The organism is Aquabacter spiritensis, from assembly GCF_004346185.1.
In the GTDB taxonomy this organism is placed as follows: Bacteria; Pseudomonadota; Alphaproteobacteria; order Rhizobiales; family Xanthobacteraceae; genus Aquabacter; species Aquabacter spiritensis.
The window spans coordinates 34,770-54,480 of record NZ_SMAI01000007.1; the positions used below are offsets into that span (position 1 = coordinate 34,770).

At 66.6% G+C, this 19,711-nt stretch carries 19 protein-coding genes; 7 read left to right on the forward strand and 12 right to left on the reverse strand.

The window, feature by feature from the left end; translation table 11 throughout:
* Positions 1–22: 22 nt before the first annotated feature.
* The gene (locus tag EDC64_RS12250; protein ID WP_274594949.1) at positions 23–1,387 is read left to right on the forward strand and encodes a sulfatase family protein; all 1,365 of its coding nucleotides are present in this window, start codon (positions 23–25) and stop codon (positions 1,385–1,387) included.
* A 114-nt stretch (positions 1,388–1,501) separates the two neighbouring features.
* Here EDC64_RS12250 and EDC64_RS12255 read toward each other — a convergent pair whose 3' ends face one another.
* The 4 genes from EDC64_RS12255 to EDC64_RS12270 form a co-directional block, all read right to left on the reverse strand.
* On the reverse strand, positions 1,502–1,972 hold the full coding sequence (locus EDC64_RS12255; RefSeq protein WP_132031689.1) for a hypothetical protein: 471 nt from the start codon (positions 1,970–1,972) through the stop codon (positions 1,502–1,504).
* Positions 1,973–2,048: 76 nt separating this feature from the next.
* A complete protein-coding gene (locus EDC64_RS12260) occupies positions 2,049–3,038 on the reverse strand; it encodes a TRAP transporter substrate-binding protein (RefSeq protein WP_132031691.1) in 990 nt (329 codons plus the stop codon).
* Positions 3,039–3,056: 18 nt separating this feature from the next.
* Positions 3,057–4,334: a TRAP transporter large permease gene (locus EDC64_RS12265; protein ID WP_132031693.1), complete on the reverse strand. Its 1,278-nt coding sequence runs from the start codon at positions 4,332–4,334 to the stop codon at positions 3,057–3,059.
* Positions 4,331–4,828 carry a TRAP transporter small permease gene (locus tag EDC64_RS12270; RefSeq protein WP_165933739.1) on the reverse strand — a complete coding sequence of 166 codons (498 nt, stop codon included), beginning with the start codon at positions 4,826–4,828 and terminating at the stop codon, positions 4,331–4,333. The genes EDC64_RS12265 and EDC64_RS12270 overlap by 4 nt, the downstream gene beginning before the upstream one ends.
* Before the next feature lie 297 nt (positions 4,829–5,125).
* Between EDC64_RS12270 and EDC64_RS12275 the strand changes: the two genes are divergently transcribed.
* Positions 5,126–6,124: a LysR family transcriptional regulator gene (locus EDC64_RS12275; protein ID WP_132031697.1), complete on the forward strand. Its 999-nt coding sequence runs from the start codon at positions 5,126–5,128 to the stop codon at positions 6,122–6,124.
* Positions 6,125–6,177: 53 nt separating this feature from the next.
* Here the strand turns inward: EDC64_RS12275 and EDC64_RS12280 are convergent, their stop codons facing one another.
* Both EDC64_RS12280 and paaX read right to left on the reverse strand, forming a co-directional pair.
* Positions 6,178–7,317: an iron-containing alcohol dehydrogenase gene (locus EDC64_RS12280; protein WP_132031699.1), complete on the reverse strand. Its 1,140-nt coding sequence runs from the start codon at positions 7,315–7,317 to the stop codon at positions 6,178–6,180.
* Positions 7,318–7,433: 116 nt separating this feature from the next.
* Positions 7,434–8,285 carry a phenylacetic acid degradation operon negative regulatory protein PaaX gene (gene paaX / locus EDC64_RS12285; protein ID WP_132031701.1) on the reverse strand — a complete coding sequence of 284 codons (852 nt, stop codon included), beginning with the start codon at positions 8,283–8,285 and terminating at the stop codon, positions 7,434–7,436.
* 323 nt (positions 8,286–8,608) lie between these two features.
* Between paaX and EDC64_RS12290 the strand changes: the two genes are divergently transcribed.
* Positions 8,609–9,397 carry a hypothetical protein gene (locus EDC64_RS12290; RefSeq protein WP_132031703.1) on the forward strand — a complete coding sequence of 263 codons (789 nt, stop codon included), beginning with the start codon at positions 8,609–8,611 and terminating at the stop codon, positions 9,395–9,397.
* A 179-nt stretch (positions 9,398–9,576) separates the two neighbouring features.
* Entirely contained in the window at positions 9,577–10,551 is a 975-nt protein-coding gene (locus EDC64_RS12295; protein ID WP_132031705.1) for a Bug family tripartite tricarboxylate transporter substrate binding protein, read from the forward strand.
* A 70-nt stretch (positions 10,552–10,621) separates the two neighbouring features.
* Here the strand turns inward: EDC64_RS12295 and EDC64_RS12300 are convergent, their stop codons facing one another.
* From EDC64_RS12300 to EDC64_RS12325, 6 genes are all read right to left on the reverse strand, one after another.
* Positions 10,622–11,407 (reverse strand): SDR family oxidoreductase, encoded by a 786-nt coding sequence (locus tag EDC64_RS12300; RefSeq protein ID WP_132031707.1) that lies wholly within the window; start codon positions 11,405–11,407, stop codon positions 10,622–10,624.
* A gap of 31 nt (positions 11,408–11,438) precedes the next feature.
* Positions 11,439–12,050: a 3-isopropylmalate dehydratase small subunit gene (gene leuD / locus EDC64_RS12305; protein WP_132031709.1), complete on the reverse strand. Its 612-nt coding sequence runs from the start codon at positions 12,048–12,050 to the stop codon at positions 11,439–11,441.
* Between the two features lies 1 nt (position 12,051).
* Positions 12,052–13,482, reverse strand: coding sequence for a 3-isopropylmalate dehydratase large subunit (gene leuC / locus EDC64_RS12310; RefSeq protein ID WP_132031711.1), 1,431 nt, complete (start codon positions 13,480–13,482; stop codon positions 12,052–12,054).
* 47 nt (positions 13,483–13,529) lie between these two features.
* Positions 13,530–14,531: a Bug family tripartite tricarboxylate transporter substrate binding protein gene (locus EDC64_RS12315; RefSeq protein WP_132031713.1), complete on the reverse strand. Its 1,002-nt coding sequence runs from the start codon at positions 14,529–14,531 to the stop codon at positions 13,530–13,532.
* A 208-nt stretch (positions 14,532–14,739) separates the two neighbouring features.
* Entirely contained in the window at positions 14,740–15,456 is a 717-nt protein-coding gene (locus EDC64_RS12320) for a GntR family transcriptional regulator (RefSeq protein ID WP_132031715.1), read from the reverse strand.
* A gap of 87 nt (positions 15,457–15,543) precedes the next feature.
* Positions 15,544–15,948 (reverse strand): carboxymuconolactone decarboxylase family protein, encoded by a 405-nt coding sequence (locus tag EDC64_RS12325; protein WP_132031717.1) that lies wholly within the window; start codon positions 15,946–15,948, stop codon positions 15,544–15,546.
* A 598-nt stretch (positions 15,949–16,546) separates the two neighbouring features.
* Between EDC64_RS12325 and EDC64_RS12330 the strand changes: the two genes are divergently transcribed.
* From EDC64_RS12330 to EDC64_RS12340, 3 genes are all read left to right on the forward strand, one after another.
* Positions 16,547–17,329 carry an SDR family NAD(P)-dependent oxidoreductase gene (locus tag EDC64_RS12330; RefSeq protein WP_132031719.1) on the forward strand — a complete coding sequence of 261 codons (783 nt, stop codon included), beginning with the start codon at positions 16,547–16,549 and terminating at the stop codon, positions 17,327–17,329.
* A 96-nt stretch (positions 17,330–17,425) separates the two neighbouring features.
* On the forward strand, positions 17,426–18,337 hold the full coding sequence (locus EDC64_RS12335) for an NAD(P)-dependent oxidoreductase (protein WP_132031721.1): 912 nt from the start codon (positions 17,426–17,428) through the stop codon (positions 18,335–18,337).
* Positions 18,338–18,351: 14 nt separating this feature from the next.
* Positions 18,352–19,695 (forward strand): MmgE/PrpD family protein, encoded by a 1,344-nt coding sequence (locus EDC64_RS12340; RefSeq protein WP_132031723.1) that lies wholly within the window; start codon positions 18,352–18,354, stop codon positions 19,693–19,695.
* Positions 19,696–19,711 lie beyond the last annotated feature (16 nt).

A 19,711-nucleotide genomic window follows, 5' to 3' on the forward strand; every position in this document is an offset into this window, starting at 1 on the left:
TATATAATGGAGTCTTGATGCCGTGCGCCCAAACATCGTAATCATAAATCCGGACCAGATGCGCTGGGACTACGCGTCTTGCTATGGTCACCCCTTTATAGAGACGAAAAACATCGATCGACTTGCAGCGATCGGAACGCGTTTTGAGCGGGCATTCTCTGCGTCCCCCATGTGCGGTCCGAGCAGAACAAGCTTCCTCACAGGGAAATATCCGCTGGAGCACGGGATCAGACAATATGGCGGGACTTATGACCCTGCCCTCCCGAACGCTCTAAGTATACTTGGAAATGCCGGTTATGTACGCGGCCTTTGGGGGAAAGACCATTGCTTCAAAGGCGATGTAATCGGTCGACTATATGATGAGGGTGAGGATATTTGCCTTGGAATTATGAGCAAGCACCCTTTATACATCAACGCTTGGGACAGCGCGAGCCTTGACCCAGCCTCAGAATGGAACATAACGAAGAGGCTGACAGATGCCGGAATTAATTTTATCAAGAAGCACGCCAATTCAGATCGACCATTTTTTGTTACATTTAACTATCAAGATCCCCATCCATTCTTTACTTGTCCAGAACCTTATTCATCTATTTTTAATCCAGACCAGTTTGAACTTTCCGAAAATTTTAGGCGCGGACCTGCCGTCGGCGAAATTCGGCGCCTGACCCACTGGAGGATTCATAGCAACGAGATAAATATGCCAATTGACTCCCTCAAAAGGGCAATGGCAATTTATTGTGGTCAAATTCGCTACGTCGACGATCAAGTCGGTCGAATAATAGATATTCTAAGAGATCTAAATGTATTAGATAATACAATTATTTTATTTTGGAGCGACCATGGAGAATTCATGGGAGACTTCGGAGTTACACACAAAATTCCTGCCTTTTTTGAGTGCTTAATTCGTGTTCCTTTGGTGCTTTGGGATCCGACGGGTCGCGTCCCACGAGGCGTCCATCAGGAAATGACCGAGCTGATGGATGGTATGGCAACGGTGCTCGATCTATGTGGGCTGCCTCAGCCTGCAGGCTCCCATGCACGCTCGGCTGCCGCCGGAGGCGCGCCACGCACTGAGGTTTATGCCGACGCAGGCATGCTCGTGCGGCAACCCGCCGATCCCATTCCGGGTCTGCGCATTAAAGGGGCCATGGCTCCGACACCCTTCGGACCCGGCTCGATGTTGCGGACACGCGAATGGAAGATCTGTCTCTATGCTGAAGATCGCGGCGAGCTATATGACTTGCAGGCCGACCCTTTCGAAACTACCAATCGCTTTGACGATCCGGAGCTGGTCAAGCTCAAGTTAGAGCTGATGCAAAGGCTGGCCAAACGCATGATGTGCTTCGGCCGGATGCCGGAAGACCTTCCTGTCGGCGACTTAAAGTAAGTCATTTATAAGACGGTAGCGTTCAAAAACCCTGAAGACTTTCGGCAGAATGGGTGATCGCCATTCAAATGAAATGCTATACGGGACACGCCTGAATAATGGCGGCAGTATTTATTAAAAACTTTGGTAATTCAGGTTCAATTTTATACAGCAAAGAATAATAAAGACATTAGCATGATTTAGCGTAGCACTTTCCTCCACACCCAAAAACGGCTTCTCCCAGATCACCGCGCCGCCGCGCCGGATCCGTGTCGTGCCCTCGACACGCGCCGCCAACCGTCCGAGCACCGGTTCCGGCCCATATGTGCGGCGCAGCTTGGAATGGGAGAGGTAGAAATAGGCCTTCTTCTCCATCACGTGATCGGTCGCCTCATTGCCGATCGCGAAGCCGAGGCGCGAGGTCATGCCGTCCGGGCCGACCGGTCGAGCCCCGGCGACCTCCGGCTCCTCGCCCGCATCGTCGGCGAAGGCCGGCACCGGATAATCCGCCCAGGGCCGCACCACGACGGCGCCGTCGCCCGTGTAGAACCATTCGGACTGCACGCCCGGCCCGCCATCCGAGGGACGTCCGCCCTCGGCGCGCAAAGGGGTGTCCGGCCGGGGATCCCGGCCGGACACGGACGTTCGGGCGCCGGTGGAGCCGGCGCCGGGCGGTCGGGATCTAGTTGGCCTTCGCCATGTCCTCGCGGGCCTGTTTCACCAGGTCTTCGCCGAGGATCTTGGTGTATTTCTCCACGACCGGCTGGACCTTCTCGCGCAGCTTGGCCTGCTCTTCGGGCGGCAGCTTGGCCACGTCCATGCCGGCTTTGACCAGGAGCACGTTGGCGATGGTGTCGGCCGCGTCGCGCGACAGTGCGCGCTGATAGACCGCCGATTCCCGGGCCGCCTCCATCACGATCTTCTTGTCCGCCTCGGGCAGGCTGTCGAACCATTTCCGGCTGGCGAGCAGGACGAAGGGGGTATAAACGTGGCCAGTCAAGGTCAGATACTTCTGCACTTCATAGAATTTGCTGGCATAAATCAGGCCGACCGGTGTCTCCTGCGCGTCGACGGTGCGGTTCTCCAGCGCGTTGAAGAGTTCCGGATAGGGCAGCGGCACCGGGTTCGTTCCGAGCGCGGAGAAGGTGTCGATGAACAGCGGGTTGGGGATGACCCGGATCTTGAGGCCGGCAATGTCCTGGACCTTCTCGATCTTGCGTTTGCTGTTGGTCATGTGGCGGAAGCCGTTGTCCCAATAAGCGAGGCCGATCACGTTGAGCGGCTTCAGGCGCTCGAACAGGGCGGTGCCGACGCGCCCGTCCAAGACCGCGTCGACTTCCTTGAAGTTACCGAAGAAGAACGGCAGGTCGTAAATGCCGAATTCCTTGACCGCGCCGACCAGATTGGAGGTCGGGCCGACCATGATCTCCAGGAAGCCGCCCTGGATGGAGGATTGCATCTGCGGTTCGTTGCCGAGCTTGCCGTCGGAATAGGGCGTGATGGCGATGCGCCCGCCGCTCTTCTCTTTCACCAAAGCGATGAAGCGGTTGACGCCCTGGCCGACGGGATGCCCCTCGGCCGGCACATAGCCGAGCTTGGTGTCGGCCGCGGCAATGTCGAAGGTTGCGCAGACCGCGATGGCGAGCGCGGCGGCAGCTGTCAGAATACGCATGTTTTTCCTCCCGTTTTTTTAGTGGAACCAGGCGGCCGGGACTTTGACCAAGGCCGGGAACAGGACCAGCAGCAGCAGGACGCAGATCTCGGCGAAGAGAAACGGCAGCACGCCCCGCACCGCCTGCTCCATGGAGATCCGGCTCACCCCGCAAACGGTGTTCAGCACCGCCCCCACCGGCGGCGTGATCATCCCGATCGCAGCCGCCATGATGAAGATCACCCCGAAATAGATCGGGTCGATGCCGGCGAGGGTGATGACCGGCATGAGAACCGGAACGAGGATCAGGATCGAGGGGGTGAAGTCGAGCACCATCCCCACCACGAAGATGACGGCGACGATGACCAGCATCAGCAGCATCGGCGTCTGGATCAGCCCCTGCATCAGGGCGGCGACCTGCATCGGCACATTGGCGACGGTGATGAGCCAGGCCGAGACCATGGAGGCGGCGACCAGGATCATGATCACCGCGGTCATCTTTCCGGCGCCGAGCAGAGCGGCATAGAGGCCGGCGAGCGACAATTCCCGATAGACCGCGACGCTGATCACCAGCGCATAAGCGGCGGCCACGACGCCGGCTTCGGTCGGCGTAAAGGCGCCGAACTTGAGCCCGCCGACGATGATCGCCGGGAGAACCAGCGCCCAGCCGGCGCCGCGCAGCACCCGCCAGGTCTCCGCCCGGCTCTTCTTCGGCATCGGCACGAGGTCGTCGCGGCTGCACAGCCACCACCAGGCGATGGTCAGGGCGAGGCCCATCATCAGCCCGGGAAAGATGCCCGCGAGGAACAGTTTGGTGATGGAGAGATTGGCGGTGACGCCGAGCAGAATAAAGCCCACGGAAGGCGGAATGATCGGCGCGATGATGCCGGTCGCCGCCATCAGGCCGCACGATCGGTCGACCCGATAGCCGGCCTGCCGCATCAGCGGGGTCAGCATGACCGCGAGGGTCGCGGTGTCGGCGATGGCGGAACCCGACAGGCTCGCGAGCGCGACGCCGGTGCCGATCACGACATAACCGAGGCCGCCCCGCATATGCCCGAACAGGCACATGGCGGCATTGACGATGCGGCGGGACAGGCCGCCGGCATTCATCAACTCCCCCGCGAGGAGGAAGAACGGAATGGCCATCAGGGGATAGCTGTCGGCGCCGTCGATCAGCTTCTGCGCCAGGATCTGCGCATTCAGATTGTCCATCTGGAGCATGATCGCCATCGCGCAGACCAAGAGCGCGAAGGCGATGGGCATGCCGATGCTCATGGCGCCGATCAGGGAGCCGATGAAGACGAGGACGGTCATGGCCGTTCCCCTTCCTCATCGGCCGCGTCGGCGGGGGAGCCGCGGCCACCGGCGAAGTCGGCGAAGGAGCGCCAGAGATTGCCGATGAGGGTAACGCCCATGGCGGCCGCCGCGACGAGGCCGGCGGCATACATGACGCCCACGGAAATGCCGGAGATCGGGGCGGCATTGCTCCAATTGATCGCGGTCTGGATCCAGCTGCCTTCCCAGAGCAGCCAGCAACACCACAGCATCAAAAGATGGCTCGCCCAATAACACAGGAATTTCGGCACACGAGGCAGGCGGCGGACCAGCGTATCAACGCACAGATGCGCGCCATCCTTGAGAGCAAGGATCGTCCCGAGGAAGATCAGCCAGACGAAGATCAGCCGGGAGATCTCGACCGAGAAGGGAATCCCGGAACTGAACGCATAGCGCAGCACCACGTTGAGGAACACCATGGCGCTCATCGCCGCCATTCCGGCGACGATCAGGACTTCCAGGATCCTGGACACTGCAAAGCCTAGCCTTGACATGCGTCTTCCCTAAATTATTTTTATCTTTTATTTTTATCTTTTGTTTTGTCTCGATCTGCGCGTCCCTGGCCAAATTCTGCGCGGAGAAGGATCGAGTTACGCGATCTTATTTATGTATCACGCAATCTTATTTGTCGAATATTTCCGGAAGTCGCTGGATTGGCGAAATGGATTTATCGACTTGAGTTTTCGCTCGTCGATGACGCACATTATGGAAAAAGCTACGCTCTGCAAAATAACGGCTGCTGATAGCGATATCAGGAAAGGCTATATCAGATGCTCCCCTCCTTGAGCTTTATCGCGTCCCGCCTGCGCCTCAAGCACATCCGCCTTCTGGTCGCGATCGACGACGAGGGCTCGATCCTACGGGCGGCCAAGCAGGTGGCATTGAGCCAGCCGGGCGCCACCAAGGCGCTCCAGGAGATCGAGGAGGCCTTGGGCGAAACCCTGTTCGTGCGCACCAATCGCGGCCTCAATCCCAACGAACTCGGCGATTGCGTCATCCGCTATGCCCGGCTGATCTATACCGACCTCGCGCATTTGCGGGAGGAGATGGCCGGCATAATGGAGGGGTATGGCGGGCGAGTCTCGATCGGCATGATCATGGGCGCGGTGCCCGCCGCCAGCGAAATGATCACCAAGCTCATGGCCAAGCAGCCCGCCCTCTCGGTCCAGATCGTCGAGGACACCAGCGCCCGGCTGCTCCAGCTTCTGGACGACGGGCGCCTCGACCTCGCGGTCTGCCGGCCCGGCATCAGCCACCACCGCGAGGCCTATGAGAGCATCAAGGTGCGCGAGGAACAGCTCGCGGTGGTCGCCAATATCGCCAATCCGCTGGCGACGATGAACGGGCTCGGTTTGACCGAGCTGGCGCATTGCCCCTGGATCGTTTACTCCGCCAACATGCCGATGCGGCGCTATCTGGAACGCGAGTTCCACGAACTGGGCCTGGAATTTCCCACCGGCCTGGTGGAGACCACCTCCGCCTTCGCGACCCTGTCCCTGATCCACCGCAACCCGGCCATGGTCGCCCTGATGGCGAGCGACGTCGCGGCCTTCTTCCAGCGCTTTCAGATGGTCAGCGTCCTGCCGCTGCACTTGCGCTCGCGCAGCGATCCGTACCATCTCGTGATGCGGCGGGACCGCACCCTGTCCCCCGCCGCCCAGATGCTCGCCGAGGCCTTCATCAGGGATCCGGGCGCCGGCGAGACCCCGGGCGACCAACCGGGACCGGCGCCGTTCCTCGGCGCCGGAGTGGCCGCCTTCCCAGCCTGAGCGCCGCGCGCGCACCTTCCGATCGGGTCGTTTCGACCTGATCGGGTCCGGCGCTAAAGCGAGGCCCGCAGCATCGCGTCGTAATCGTCGGCGCTGGCCAATCGGGGATTGGTCAGGTGGGTGTGGTCCTGCAGCGCCCGCGCGATGATCTGCGGGAACAGGCTCTCGGAAACGCCCATGGCGCGCAGGCCGGAGGGCAGGCCGAGGCGGGCGTTGAGCGCGCGCACCGCGTCCGGCAGCGCCGCCGGATCGGCAAGGCCCATCGCCTGGGCGAGGCGGGCCATGCGGCCCTCGGCCCGCACATTGGGCGCGTCCGCGTTGAAGGCGAGGACCGTCGGCAGCAGCACGGCATTGAGCGAGCCGTGATGGGTGCGCGGGTCGAGCCCGCCGATGGCATGGCTGAGGCTGTGAACGCAGCCGAGGCCCTTCTGGAACGCCATCGCGCCCTGCATCGAGGCCGCCATCATGTGCTTGCGCGCCTCCCGGTCGCCGCCGTCGCGCACCGCTTGCTCGATGTGCGCCCAGCCGCGCCACAGGCCATCGAGCGCGATGCCGTCCGCCGGCGGGTTGAAGGCGCTGGCGAGGAAGGTTTCGATGCAATGGGAGATCGCATCCATCCCGGTCGCCGCCGTCAGATACGGCGGCAGACCAAGCGTCAACTCGGGATCGCAGATGGCCAGCTTCGGCACCAGATACGGCGAGAGAAATCCGAGCTTGCGGCCGTCCTCGACGATGAGAATAGCGCCCCGCCCCACCTCGCTGCCGGTCCCGGCGGTGGTGGGGATGGCGATCACCGGCGCCACCGCCGGCGTGATCCGCGCGACCCCGCCGGCGATGGCGGCATAATCCTGCAGCGGGCCGTCATGGGCCGCGAGCAACGCCACGCCCTTGGCGAGATCGATCGGGGATCCGCCGCCGAGCGCGACGATGCCGTCGCAGCCGCCGTCGCGATAGATCTGGAGCCCCGCGCGCACCGCCGCCTCGGTCGGGTTGGCGGGCGTGCCGTCGAACACCGGGACCTCGTGCGGCGCCGCGAGCCCGGCCAGCACCCGGTCGACGAGGCCCGCCGCGCGCACGCCCGCATCGGTGACGAGGAGCGGGCGCCGGATGCCGATCCGGGCGCATTCCTGCGCCAGCAGCGCCACCGCGCCGAAATCGAACTGGACGGTGGTGATGTAGGTGATGACGGCCATGATGTCCTCCCCGGTCCTTCATTGCGTACGGGGCTGCGTCCGCCGCCCGCGCCCCGGTAGCGATGGTTGTAGCAATCCGAAAGGTTAGACCGGTATCAAACTTTGAACGCGCCGCCTCAGGCGGCAAAACGGCGCCAGACCTCCGGGCCGGGCGGCAGCGGGGCGCCGTCGGCGTCGACCGCATGTTGGTCGAGCCAGCGCTCCGAGCCGGGGAGGAGCGCGCCATAGACCTGCGCGCAGAGCGCCCGCGCCGCCGTGCCGGGCCAATCCTGCGGCAGGATTTCGGCCGGCAGGACCGGGTCGCGCAGCACGATGCGGCGGTATTCATGGATCATCAGGACCCGGGCGACGAGGCAATCGAGATCCGCGAGGGTCTGCCCCGCATCGAGCGCCGCGCGCAGCGGTGCGAAGGCGTCGAGGAAGCGCGCATAGGCCGCCCCGGTGGCATCCAGCGGCCAGGCGCGGGCGGCGAGCGCCCTGTTCGCCGCGGCATCGCCCCCCGCCGAAAGGCGCACCGCGCCCTCCAGCCCGTCCGGCGGCACGGTCCCGCCCGGCGCCACCCACACGCCCGGCGCCGGGCTGCCGAAGCCGGCCGCCTCCAGGGCGGGCCGGGCGGCCGGCTCGGCCAGGATCATCTCGAAATGCCCGGCGAAGGGCGGCGCCGTGCGGCTGTAGATCTGCGCGGTCGCGCGGCGGAAGGTCTCCTCCCCTTTCCCCGCCAGCCGGTAATAGGCGTTCCGGCCGGCTTTGGTGCGCTCCAGCCAGCCGTCCGAGGCGAGCCGCGACATCGCGGTGCGCACCACCCCGTCGGAGAGCCCGATCCTCTGGAAGATGGCGGCGAGCGTGCCGAGCCACACGCTGCCGCCGCGCGGCACGATCGCATCGCCATAGATCGTGACGATGATCGACCAGGTGCGCGAGGGCTCGGCTCGGACATGGTCGAGGATCGGGGCGAGGGCGCGCGACATGCGCCGATGCATAAAGCGCGGACGGCGTCGGCGAAAGCCCCCCGTCCGGTCGCCGCGGCAGGGTCGAGACGCGCGCCGAGCGGGAGGACGGCGCCCTGCATCCCGGCGCACCGCAAGTTTCCATCCGGCACGTCTCGCGTCTTTTGATGCGCTTGCCACGTCTCCCGAAATGACATAAATGTAACAGCATCGTCGAATTCGGATCTTTTCATCCTGAATATTGAATTCGGCGAATCTTCCTCAGACCTGCAAAATAAATTTTTCCGGGAACGCGCGCCCGCGCCCGACGAAAACCCATAAATTCCGCGGACGAGGAAACATCGATGGGCCTGCCCTCCCCCGACATGCTGGCCGAACTCGCCCGCCTCATCGCATTCGAGAACCACCGAAGCCGGCAGGGCCTGGAGGCGCAGCTCCGGGACATGGCGCGGCCCGGCTACACGCCGCCGCCCCCGACGGTCCGCTCGTTCGCGGATAAGGCCGCGGACAAAGGCACGCATTGGGCCAAGAAGGGCGTCGAAATCGGCCTGAGCAAGGGGGCGAGCGGCGCCGCGAGCCATATCGTCCATAGCGGCCTGACCTATGGCCCGAGCGTGAACATGGTCGGCCATGTCCTCCCGGCGATCGGCCCTCTGGGCGCCGCGCTCACCGCCTGGATCGGCATGGCGACGGTCGCGGTGCAGGCGAGCAAAGTGTTCGATCTCTATGCCTTGCGGGACGATGCCCGCAGCGCGAGGAAGGGCCCGACCCGCTATTCCTGCACCTGCGCCCTGTGCGCCGCCAACATCCAGTACATCATCGACAAGAAGGAGCGGAATGTCGGCCTCGTCGCCGTGGCGGTCGGCACGGTCGGCGTCTCCGGCCTGTTCAAGGCGATCCATTCGGCGGGGAAAAAGATCAAATCCAAGCTGTTCAGAGAAACCCGGCCGAAGGAGAAGACCTGCCGGGAAATGGTCGCCTCCGCCAAAGGCGGCTGCCTTGCGGCCATGGCGACGATCTTTCTCCTTTCCGGCAAGTGGACCCAGGGCTATCGCGACAGCAAGACCATGACGGCGGCGGTGGAGACCATCATGGCCGAGGACGGCTGGGACCGGTTCAAGGACTGTTTCTGACGCCCGCCGCGCGCCTTTCGGATTCTCCTCCCGCCCGCCGATCGTCCCGCTCCGACACCCCCCGCCGCAGGCCCCGCCGGACGCTCGCCCGTTGCAAATCGAAATATTGTATGATTGACATACGATATGATCGATAAGGCCGCCGGGTGCGGCCACGGGACGGAACGGGAGAGAACGACATGCGGATTCGGACTGGGATTGCGGCCGCGTTTGCCGCCGTGGGGCTGCTGCTGGGCGGCGCGGCGACGGCGCAGGACTATCCGACGCGGCCGATCAAGCTGGTCGTGCCGTTCGCGCCGGGCGGCGGCGCGGATGCGGTGGCGCGCATCGTCGCGCAGCGAATCGCCGAGCCGCTCGGACAGCCCGTCGTGGTGGAGAACCGCACCGGTGCGGCGGCCATCATCGGCACGCTGGCCGTCGCCAAGGCGGAGCCGGACGGCTACACGCTGCTGCTCGGCCAGTCCGGTCCGATCTCCATCAATCCGGCCGTCTACAAGGATCTGAAGTACAATCCCGTCAAGGACTTCGCCCCGGTTTCGCGGCTCACCAACTATCCCTACATCCTGGTCGTCAACACCGACTTCAAAGCCAAGACGGTGCAGGATCTGGTGGCGATGGCGAAGGCCAAGCCGGGCGGCGTCACCTATGGCAGCTATGGCATCGGCGGCGCCAACCATCTCGTCGCGCTGATGTTCGAAATGGCCGCCGGCATCAAGATGCTGCACGTGCCCTATCGCGGCACCGCGCCCGCGGTGGCGGATCTGATGGGCGGGCAGCTCGACATGGTGTTCAGCGACCCCTTCTCCGCTCTGCCGAACGTGCGGGCCGGCAAGCTGCGCGCCCTCGCGGTGACCGGCAAGGACCGCATGGCAGTCGCGCCCGACGTGCCCACCATCGCCGAGAGCGGCTATCCCGGCTTCGACGCGGTCGGCTGGCACGGCATTCTGGCCCCCGCCGGAACCCCGCCCGCCATCGTCGACAAGCTCAACGCGGCCATCGCGAAGGTGCTCGCCGAGCCGGAGACCAAGGCGCTTCTGGCGGCGCAGGCCACCGAAGCCGTGGGCGACACGCCGGCCCAGTTCGGCGCCTTCATCAGGGACGACGTCGCCAAATGGTCGGCCATCGCCAAGGAAGCGAACGTCGTCGTCGAGTGAATGCAGGGACGGGGCCGTCACGGCCCCGTCCGTCCCGACGTCATCCCCTCCCCCGAGAGGCATGGCGCCGTCAGATGCCGCGCCGGGTGCCGCCGTCCAATTCGATGGCCGCGCCGTTGAGATAATCGGCATGGCGCGAGATCATGAAGGCGATGAGGTCGCCGACCTCGCGCGCCTCGCCGAACCGCCGCACGCCGAGCCGCGCCAGCAGCGTCGCTTCGGCCTCTTCGGCCGAGCAGCCGGTCTGTTCGCGCAGCGAGCGCAGCGAATGGGCGAGCCGGTCGGTGCGGAAGAAGCCGGGATTGACCGCGTTGACCCGCACGCCGTCCTGCGTGCCGACCTCGGCGAGCGCCTTGGTGAAGTTCAGCAGCGCCGCGTTCACCGAGCCGCCGATGGTGAAATCGGCCGCCGGCATGCGCCCGCCAATGCCGACAATGTTGACGATGGCGCCCTGGCGCGCCTTCAGGCTCGGCCACAACGCCCGGCTCATGCGCACGGCCGAGAAGAATTTCAGGTCGTATCCGCTCTCCCAATCCGCCTCGGTCAGCGAAAAGAAATTGCCGCGCTTGGTCGCTCCGGCGCTGTTCACCAGCACGTCCACCCCGCCCAGCGCGGAGACGGCGGCATCGGCGGCGCGGGCGACCGCGTCGGCCGCGCTGAGGTCGGCGCTGACCGGCGTGACGGCGACCCCGTGCGCCTGCGCCAGCGTCGCGGCGGTGGTGGCGAGGGCGGCGCCGTCGCGCGCCATGAGCACGAGGTTCATGCCCTCGCGCGCCAGCACGCCGGCGATCGCCGCGCCGAGCCCGCGGCTGCCGCCGGTGATCACGGCCGCCTTGCCAGAAAGTCCCAGATCCATTGGCTTGTCTCCCTGGCGCCTCGGCGCCCGTTCATCCGGTCCCGCGCAGCCAGGGGAGCCCTGAGAGGTGCTGCGCCTCGAAGGCGAGGATGTCGTCCTCATAGGCCATGGTGTCGGCGATGTCGTCGATGCCGTTGAGCAGGCGGTGCTTCACCCGCTCGCTGATGGCGAAGCCGAAGGACCGGCCGTCCGGCAGCCGCACGCTCTGGCTCGGCAGGTCGACCTCGACCTCCAGCCCCGCCTCGGCGCACGCCATGACCTGCGCGACGGCATCCCGCTCCAGCGCCACCGGCAGGATGCGGTTCTTGATGCAATTGTTGGCGAAGATCTCGGCGAAGGACACCGCGATCACGCTCTGGATGCCGAAGTCCGCAAGCGCCCAGGCGGCGTGCTCGCGCGAGGAGCCGCAGCCGAAATTCTCGTACGCCGCCAGGATACGCGCGGCGTTCCACGGCGCCCGGTTCAGCACGAAATCGGGCTTCGGCGTGCCGTCCGCCGCGAATCGATAGGGCCGGAACAGGCCCCAGCCGAGCCCCTTGCGGGTGACCGCGCGCATCAGCTCCTTGGGCGCGATGACGTCGGTATTGACGTTGTCGAGCGGGATCGGGGCGGCGGTGCCGCGGACATTGACGAAGGCGCGCATGTCAGCCTGCCAGTTTCCGCACGTCGACGAAGTGCCCGTTGATCGCGGCGGCGGCGGCCATGGGCGGGGAGACGAGATGGGTCAGCCCGCCCGCCCCCTGGCGGCCCTCGAAATTGCGGTTCGAGGTCGAGGCGCAGCGCTCGCCGGGATTGAGCCGGTCGGCATTGAGGCCGATGCACATGGAACATCCGGCCTCGCGCCATTCGAAGCCGGCGGCGGTGAGGATATCGGCGACGCCCTCCTGCTCGGCCTGCGCCTTCACCTGCATCGAGCCGGGCACCACGAGGGCGGTGACATGGGCGGCGACCCGGCGGCCGCGCACCACTTCGGCGACGCCGCGCAGATCCTCGATGCGCCCGTTGGTGCAGGAGCCGATGAACACCTTGTCGAGCCGGATGTCCGACATGCGCTGGCCCGGGGCGAGGCGCATATAATCGAGCGCGCGCCGCATGCCCTCGGCCTTGCCGGGATCGGCGACGGCGGCGGGGTCGGGCACGCGCCCGGTCACCGCCACCACGTCGTCCGGGCTGGTGCCCCAGGTGACCATGGGCTCCACATCCTCCGCCCGGACCGCAACCTCCACGTCGAAGGCCGCGTCGGAATCCGAAAACAGCGTGTCCCAATAGGCCCGCGCGCGATCCCAGTCGGCGCCGGCGGGCGAGAAGGGACGCCCCGCGAGATAGGCGGCGGTGGTCGCGTCCGGCGCGATCAGGCCGGCGCGCGCGCCCGCCTCGATGGCCATGCTGGCGACGGTCATGCGGCCCTCCATCGAGAGGCCGCGAATGGTCGCGCCGGCAAACTCGACCGCGCATCCGGTCGCCCCGGCCATGCCGATCTTGCCGATGATCGAGAGAATAAGGTCCTTGGACGTGACGCCGAGCGGCAGGCGTCCCTCGGCGCAGATCCGCATGGTGCGCGGGGCGCGCTGGAGCAGGGTCTGGGTGGCGAGGATATGTTCGACTTCGGAGGTGCCGACGCCCACCGCATAGGCCCCGAAGGCGCCGTGGGTCGGGGTGTGGCTGTCGCCGCAGGCAATGGTCAGGCCCGGCTGGGTCAGCCCCTGCTCGGGGCCGATGACATGCACGATGCCCTGGCGGGGATCGCGCATGTCGAAATAGCTGATGCCGGCGGCACGGGTGTTCTCGCGCAGCAGCTTCAACTGGGCGCGCCCGTCCTCCTCGCCCGAGAGGTCGCTGCGGCCGCGTGTGGTGGGGATGTTGTGATCGGCGACCGCGAAGGTCGCCTGCGGCCGGCGCACCGGCCGGCCGGCCTCCCGCAGCGCCTCGAACGCCTGCGGACTCGTCACCTCGAAGACGAAGTGACGGTCGATATAGACGAGGCACGCACCGTCGTCGAAACGGCGGATGACGTGACGGTCCCAGATCTTCTCGAAGAGAGTCCGGGGACGGGGCGCTGCGGGGGCGTCGGCCATGATGATCTTCCGATGGCGCGCGGCCGCCGCAGGGCGGCCGCCGCGTCTCATTCCAGCGTGATGTTGGCCTTCTTGACCGCATCCGCCCAGAATTTCAGCTCCTCGGCGGTGAAGCCGGCCAGCTCCTTCGGGCCCATATACACCGCATAAGCGCCGTTCTGCTCCGCCGTGGCCTTGAATTCCGGCGATTCCACCAGCGTCTTGACGGCTGCGGCGAGCTTGTCGACGACCGGCTGGGGCGTGCCCGCGGGGGCATAGAGGGCGTACCAGGCCTCGAGGTCGAAGCCGGGAAGCCCGGCCTCACCCACGGTCGGCAGGTCCTTCACCATGGGCAGGCGCGAGGAGCTCGTGACCGCCAGGCCGCGGATCGCGCCGCTCTGGAGGAAGCCCACCAGCGACTGGGGGGTGTTGATGAAGACGTCGACATTGCCGCCCACGAGATCCGTCACCGCCGGGCCGGACCCGCGATAGGGGACATGGACCATCTTCACCCCGGTCTTCTCGTCGAACATCTCGCCGCCGATATGGCTCAGCGAGCCCTGGCCGACGGAGGCGTAATTCAGCTTGCCCGGATTGGCCTTGGCATAGGCGACCAGCTCGGCGAGCGTCTTCACCGGAAGTGCGCTCTTCACCACGATGATGTGCGGCGCCTTCATCACCATGGCGACGGGGGCGAAGCTCTTGATCGGATCCCATTGCAGCGTCTTGGGGAAGAGCGCGGGGTTCACCACCTGATAGCCCGAATAGGCCAGCAGCAAAGTGTAGCCGTCGGCCGGGGCGCGGGCGACCTGGTAATTGGCGATGTTGCCGCTCGCGCCGCCTTTGTTCTCGACCACGAAGGTCTGGCCCAGGGCCTTCTGCAGGCCGGCCGCCACGAGGCGCGCCGCAAGGTCCGAGCCGCCGCCCGGAGGCGACCCGACGACGATCGTGACCGCACGGTCCGGATAGGTCTGCGCGTGCGCGGGAGCGGCGAAGGCCGCCGCCGACACGGCCGCGGCGACCGCGGCAAGCCGGGCGGCCTTGCCGAAAAACTTGGTGCTGGCGTTCATGGCTCTCCCCTTGAGAGACGTCGGTGTCTTCACCGGACGTTCGACGATGGCGCCCCCCGGGGAGCGCGCCACCGATATGACTGTCATACAATCCTACGAAAAGATCAAGACGCACGTGTGCGGCCCGCGGGCCGGCGGCGCAGATCCGGATCGAGAGGGAGGTTTCGCAGGGACGGCGCGGACGTTCCGGAGCCGCGGGGAACGCCCTTCAGGCGCCGGCGGCCTGCTCGCGGCGCAGGATGTCGATGGCGGCTTCGGCGGCCATGGCGACGTGATGGACCGCGGCGGCGCGCGCGGCCGGACCGTCCCCCGCCATCAGCGCCTCAACCAGGTCGTTCAGCTCGCGCAGGCTCACCTTGACCCGCCCCGGCACCTGAAGCGAGGTGGCGCGCAGCACGGTGATGCGGGAGTTGAGGAGGTGCAGCGTCTGCCCGAGGGCCTCGTTGCCGGCGCCCTCGATCAGGCACTGGTAGAAGCGGTTCTTGGCATTGACCCGGATGCTGGGATCGTTCGACATCATGGCCGATTTGAGCTGCTTATAGGCATCCTTCAGCGCTTTGCGCATGGCGTCCGTGGCCTTGGCGACGAACAGCTCGCAGGCCAGCCCCTCGAGCTGCGCGCGCACCTGGTAGATGCCCTCCGCCTGCTCGGGGGTGACGCCGGCCACCACCGGCCCGCGATGCGGCACGACGGTGATGAGGCCTTCGGATTCGAGCTGGCGCAGCGCCTCGCGGACCAAGGTGCGGCTGACCCCGGTCATCTCGCACAGACCCCGCTCCGGCAGGCGCTCGCCCACCTTGAAGCGACCCACCGCGATGGCGTTGCGGATGCTGTCGACCACGCTGTGGCGCAAGGGGGCGGCAAGGCGCGCCACCTTGAAATCGTGCTCGAACGCTGCGCTAGGCTTCACGACCCTGTCGTCCATGCTCGAACCGACACCTCCACGGCGCGGACCACCCCGCCGCATGCCGCCGCGACATTAGCATGCGCGCCGATTCGCGTCATGGCCGGCTCATTTGGGAATGACGCCCTCTTCCTTCAAAATCTCCGTCACGTTCCGCATGGCGTCGAGCGCCGCCGGGACGCCGCAATAGATGGCCGCCTGCAGGACGACCTCGCGGATTTCCTCGGCCGTGATGCCGTTATTGAGCGCGCCGCGCACGTGCAGGCGGAATTCATGCGGGCGGTTCAGGGCGATCAGCATGGCGAGATTGAGAAAGCTGCGGGTGCGGCGCTCGAGCCCCGGCCGGTTCCACACTTCGCCCCAGCACCATTCGGTCACGAGCTTCTGGACCGGCACGTTGTAATCGTCCACCGCGGCGATCGAGCGGTCGACATGGGCCGCGCCCAGCACGTCGCGCCGCATCGCGACGCCCTTCTCGAACAGTTCGGTCTCAAATTCGGGGCGCGTTGCCATGGAAGCCTCTCGTGTCGGATGGAGGGGAGGAGCGCCGCACCGGCGCATCCGGGGAAGCGGTCGGCCGGCCCGCGCCAGGGGCCGCGGCCGGGTCGGTCTCCGGAGCCGCCGGACTCGTTTGCAGGCCCCCGTGACGCGGCCGCGGATGGGGCATCGGTGAAAAGGCTGGATGCCGTTGATCGCGACGGTTCAAATCTGCGGCCGAGACGGCAATGAAGGCCCTTTCGGATATCCCGCCAAAGGCGTCTCATGCTCATAAGGCGCCCGACATTGACGGTCAACAAAATTGTATGATAGTCGTATCATCATACGATTTTCCCGCCTGACTCTCGACTTCAGAACGCCTTCAAGAACGATAGGGGATGGGGCGCAACCGGCATGGAACCGTTCGAGCTGACTGCGGTCCGAGACGCGAATATGTCCGGCGGGCTGCCCCTGGGCGACCGCCCGGCGGGGTCGCCCGCCCCTGCGATCCCGGGCCATGCCCTGCCGGTGATGCGGCTCTGTCCCGCAGGGTCGGCCGCATTGGCCGGCATCGCCGTGCGTCACGGCACGGCCCCGACCTTCTCCCGCGTGACGTGTTAGAGGAAACGCCGACATGAGCATTGCAGAGCGCACGGCGCTGGTCACCGGCGCGACCGGCGGGCTCGGCCTCGCCATCGCCGAACGCCTCGTCGCCCAAGGCTGCAAGGTTGTCATCAGCGGCATCGCGCCGGAGGACGAGGTCGCCGAGACCATCGCCCGCCTCTCGGCGGGGCCGGGCCTCGCCGTCTATCATCGCGCCGACCTGCGCGACGTCGCCGCGATCGAGGCGATGATGGCGCAGGCGCAGGCGCGTCTCGGTCCCATCGACATTCTCGTGAACAATGCGGTGGTGCGGCATTTCTCGCCGGTGGAGGCGTTTCCCGCGGCGCGGTGGGACGAGGCGCTGGCGGTCAATATCTCCGCGCCGTTCCATCTCATCCGGCTCGCGGTGCCCGGGATGCGCGCGAAGAATTGGGGCCGGATTGTCAATCTCGGCTCGGTGCACAGCTTCTTCGGCGCCCCGAACCGGGTGGACTACATCACCAGCAAGACCGCGATCATCGGCATGACGCGCGCCATCGCGCTGGAATTGTCGGGCACCGACATCACCTGCAACGCGCTGTGCCCCGGAACCCTGCCGACCCCGGCGATCCAGATCCGCATCGACGCCATCGCCGCCAAAAAGGGCGTCTCCGACGCGGAGGCGACGCGGGAATATCTCGCCGACCGGCAGCCGGGCGGACGCTTCATCTCCTACGACGCCGTGACCAGCCTTCTGCTCTATCTCTGCAGCCCGGAGGCGCGCGACGTGAACGGCGCCGCCCTGCCCGTGGACGCGGCCTGGACCGCGAGCTGACCCCCGCAATCCCACACCCGCAACCCGACACCCGCAACCCGACACCCGCAAGCCGAATTGCGCGCCCGACCGGCGCGACCACCCGAGGAAGACATCATGACCCAACCAAGCATCGGCTTCATCGGCCTCGGCCGGATGGGCGCTCCCATGGCCGGGCGCCTCGTGGAGGCCGGCTACGACGTGACGGTGTGCGACACCAACGCCGCCGCCATCGCCGAACTCGTGGCCAAGGGCGCGAAGGCGGCGGCCTCGCCGAAGGCGGTCGCCTCGGCGGCGGAATGGGTCCTCGCCTCGCTCCCGACCCCCGACGTCGTGAAGCTGGTGGCGCTCGGCCCGAACGGCGTCGCCGAGGGCACATCCGTGAAGGTGTTCGTGGACCTCTCCACCACCGGCCCGCGCGTGGAAGCGGATGTCGCGGCCGGTCTCGCCCAAAAGGGCATCGAGATGGTGGATTGCCCGGTCAGCGGCGGGGTGGCGGGCGCCAAGGCCGGCAAGCTCGCGATGATGGCGGCCGGCACGCCGGCGGTGTTCGAGGCGCTGAAGGCGGTGTTCGCCCATCTCGGCCGCGTCACCTATGTCGGCGAGAAGCCGGGCCAGGCGCAGACCATGAAGCTGATCAACAATATGGTGTCCGTCGCGGCGCTCGCGATCACCTCCGAGGCCATGGTGCTGGGCACCAAAGCCGGGCTCGATGCCGACGTGATGATCGAAGTCCTGAATGCCGGCAGCGGGCGCAACAGCGCCTCCGCCGACAAGATCCCCAACTTCGTCCTGCCCCGCACCTTCGACTTCGGCTTCGCCGTCGGCCTGGCCGCCAAGGATTCCCGCCTGTGCCTGGAAGAGGCCGAGGCGATGGGCGTCCCGATGGTCGTGGGCAGCGCGGTGCGCCAGATGCTGACCATCACCCGCGAACTGTTCGGACCCGAGGCGGACATGACCAGCATGATCCGCACGGTCGAGAACTGGGCCGGCGTCGAGGTGCGCGGCAAAGCGGCGAACAAGGCCTGAGCGGGAGACATTCCATGACGAACCCGGTCGGGGCGAGCACGACGCTCGCCGAGTTCATCGCCGCCTCGCGGATCGAGGATGTGCCGGAAAAGGTCCGGCACGAGGCCAAGCGTTCGCTGCTGAACTTCTTCGCCGTGGCGCTGGCGGGTGCCACCGATCCGGTGATCGAATCCGCGGTGGCGACGCTGGCGCCGTTCGCCGGTGCGCCGACCTCCACGGTGATCGGCCGCAGCGCGCGCACCGACGCCCTCGGCGCCGCGTTCCTCAACGCCATCAGCGCCAATGTGTTCGACTATGACGACACGCATCCCGGCACGGTGATCCATCCCACCGCCCCGGTCGCCCCGGCTTTGTTCGCGCTCGCCGAGACCCGGCCCCTGCGCGGCGCGGACCTGATCCACGCCTTCATTTTGGGTGCGGAGGCGGAGTGCCGGATCGGCAATGCCGTTTCGCCCGGCCATTATGCCCGCGGCTGGCACATCACCGCCACCTGCGGGGTGTTCGGCGCGGCAGTGGCCGTCGCCAAGATCCTCGGCCTCGACGCCCGGCGCGTGCGCGATGCGCTGGGCAATGCCGCCTCCCAGTCCTGCGGGCTGGTGGAAGCGCTCGGCACCGGCGCGAAAAGCCTCGGCGTGGGCAATGCCGCGCGCGGCGGCCTGGTCGCGGCACTCGGCGCGGCGCACGGCATCGGCGGCCCGGCGCGCCCGCTGGAAGGGATCAGAGGCTTCGCCACCGTCACCGCCGACGATCCGGACTTCGGCAAGATCACCGACGGGCTCGGCGAGAGCTGGGAATTCGCCCGCAACACCTACAAGCCCTATCCCTCCGGCGTGGTGCTGCATCCCGTCACCGACGCGTGCCTGATCCTGCGCCGGCAGGACGGCTTCGACGTCTCCCGCATCCGCGCGATCCTCGCCACCGGCCATCCGCTTCTGCGCCAGCGCACCGACCGGCCCGACGTGCGGACCGGCCGCGAGGCGCAGGTCAGCCTTCAGCATACCGTCGCCGCGGCCCTGATCGACGGCGCGGCGGGGCTCGCGCAATATAGCGACGCCCGGGTGAACGATCCCGTGGTCAAGGCGCTCGGCGCCAAGGTCGGCGTGCGCGACGACCCGTTTATGCCGGTGGAAGCCGCGCGCCTCGCCATCACGCTGGAGGACGGCCGCGTGCTGGAGACCTTGGTCGAGACCGCCTTCGGCAGCGAGACCAACCCGCTCAGCGATGCCGATATCGAAGCCAAGCTGCGCGTGCTGGCGAAGCAGGTCACCGGTATCGACGCCGAAGCATTGATCGGCGCCGTCTGGTCGCTCGATCGCGCCGCGGACGCCGGCGCCCTGATGGCCCACGCCCGCCCCTGAGCCGGCCGGAAGGGCG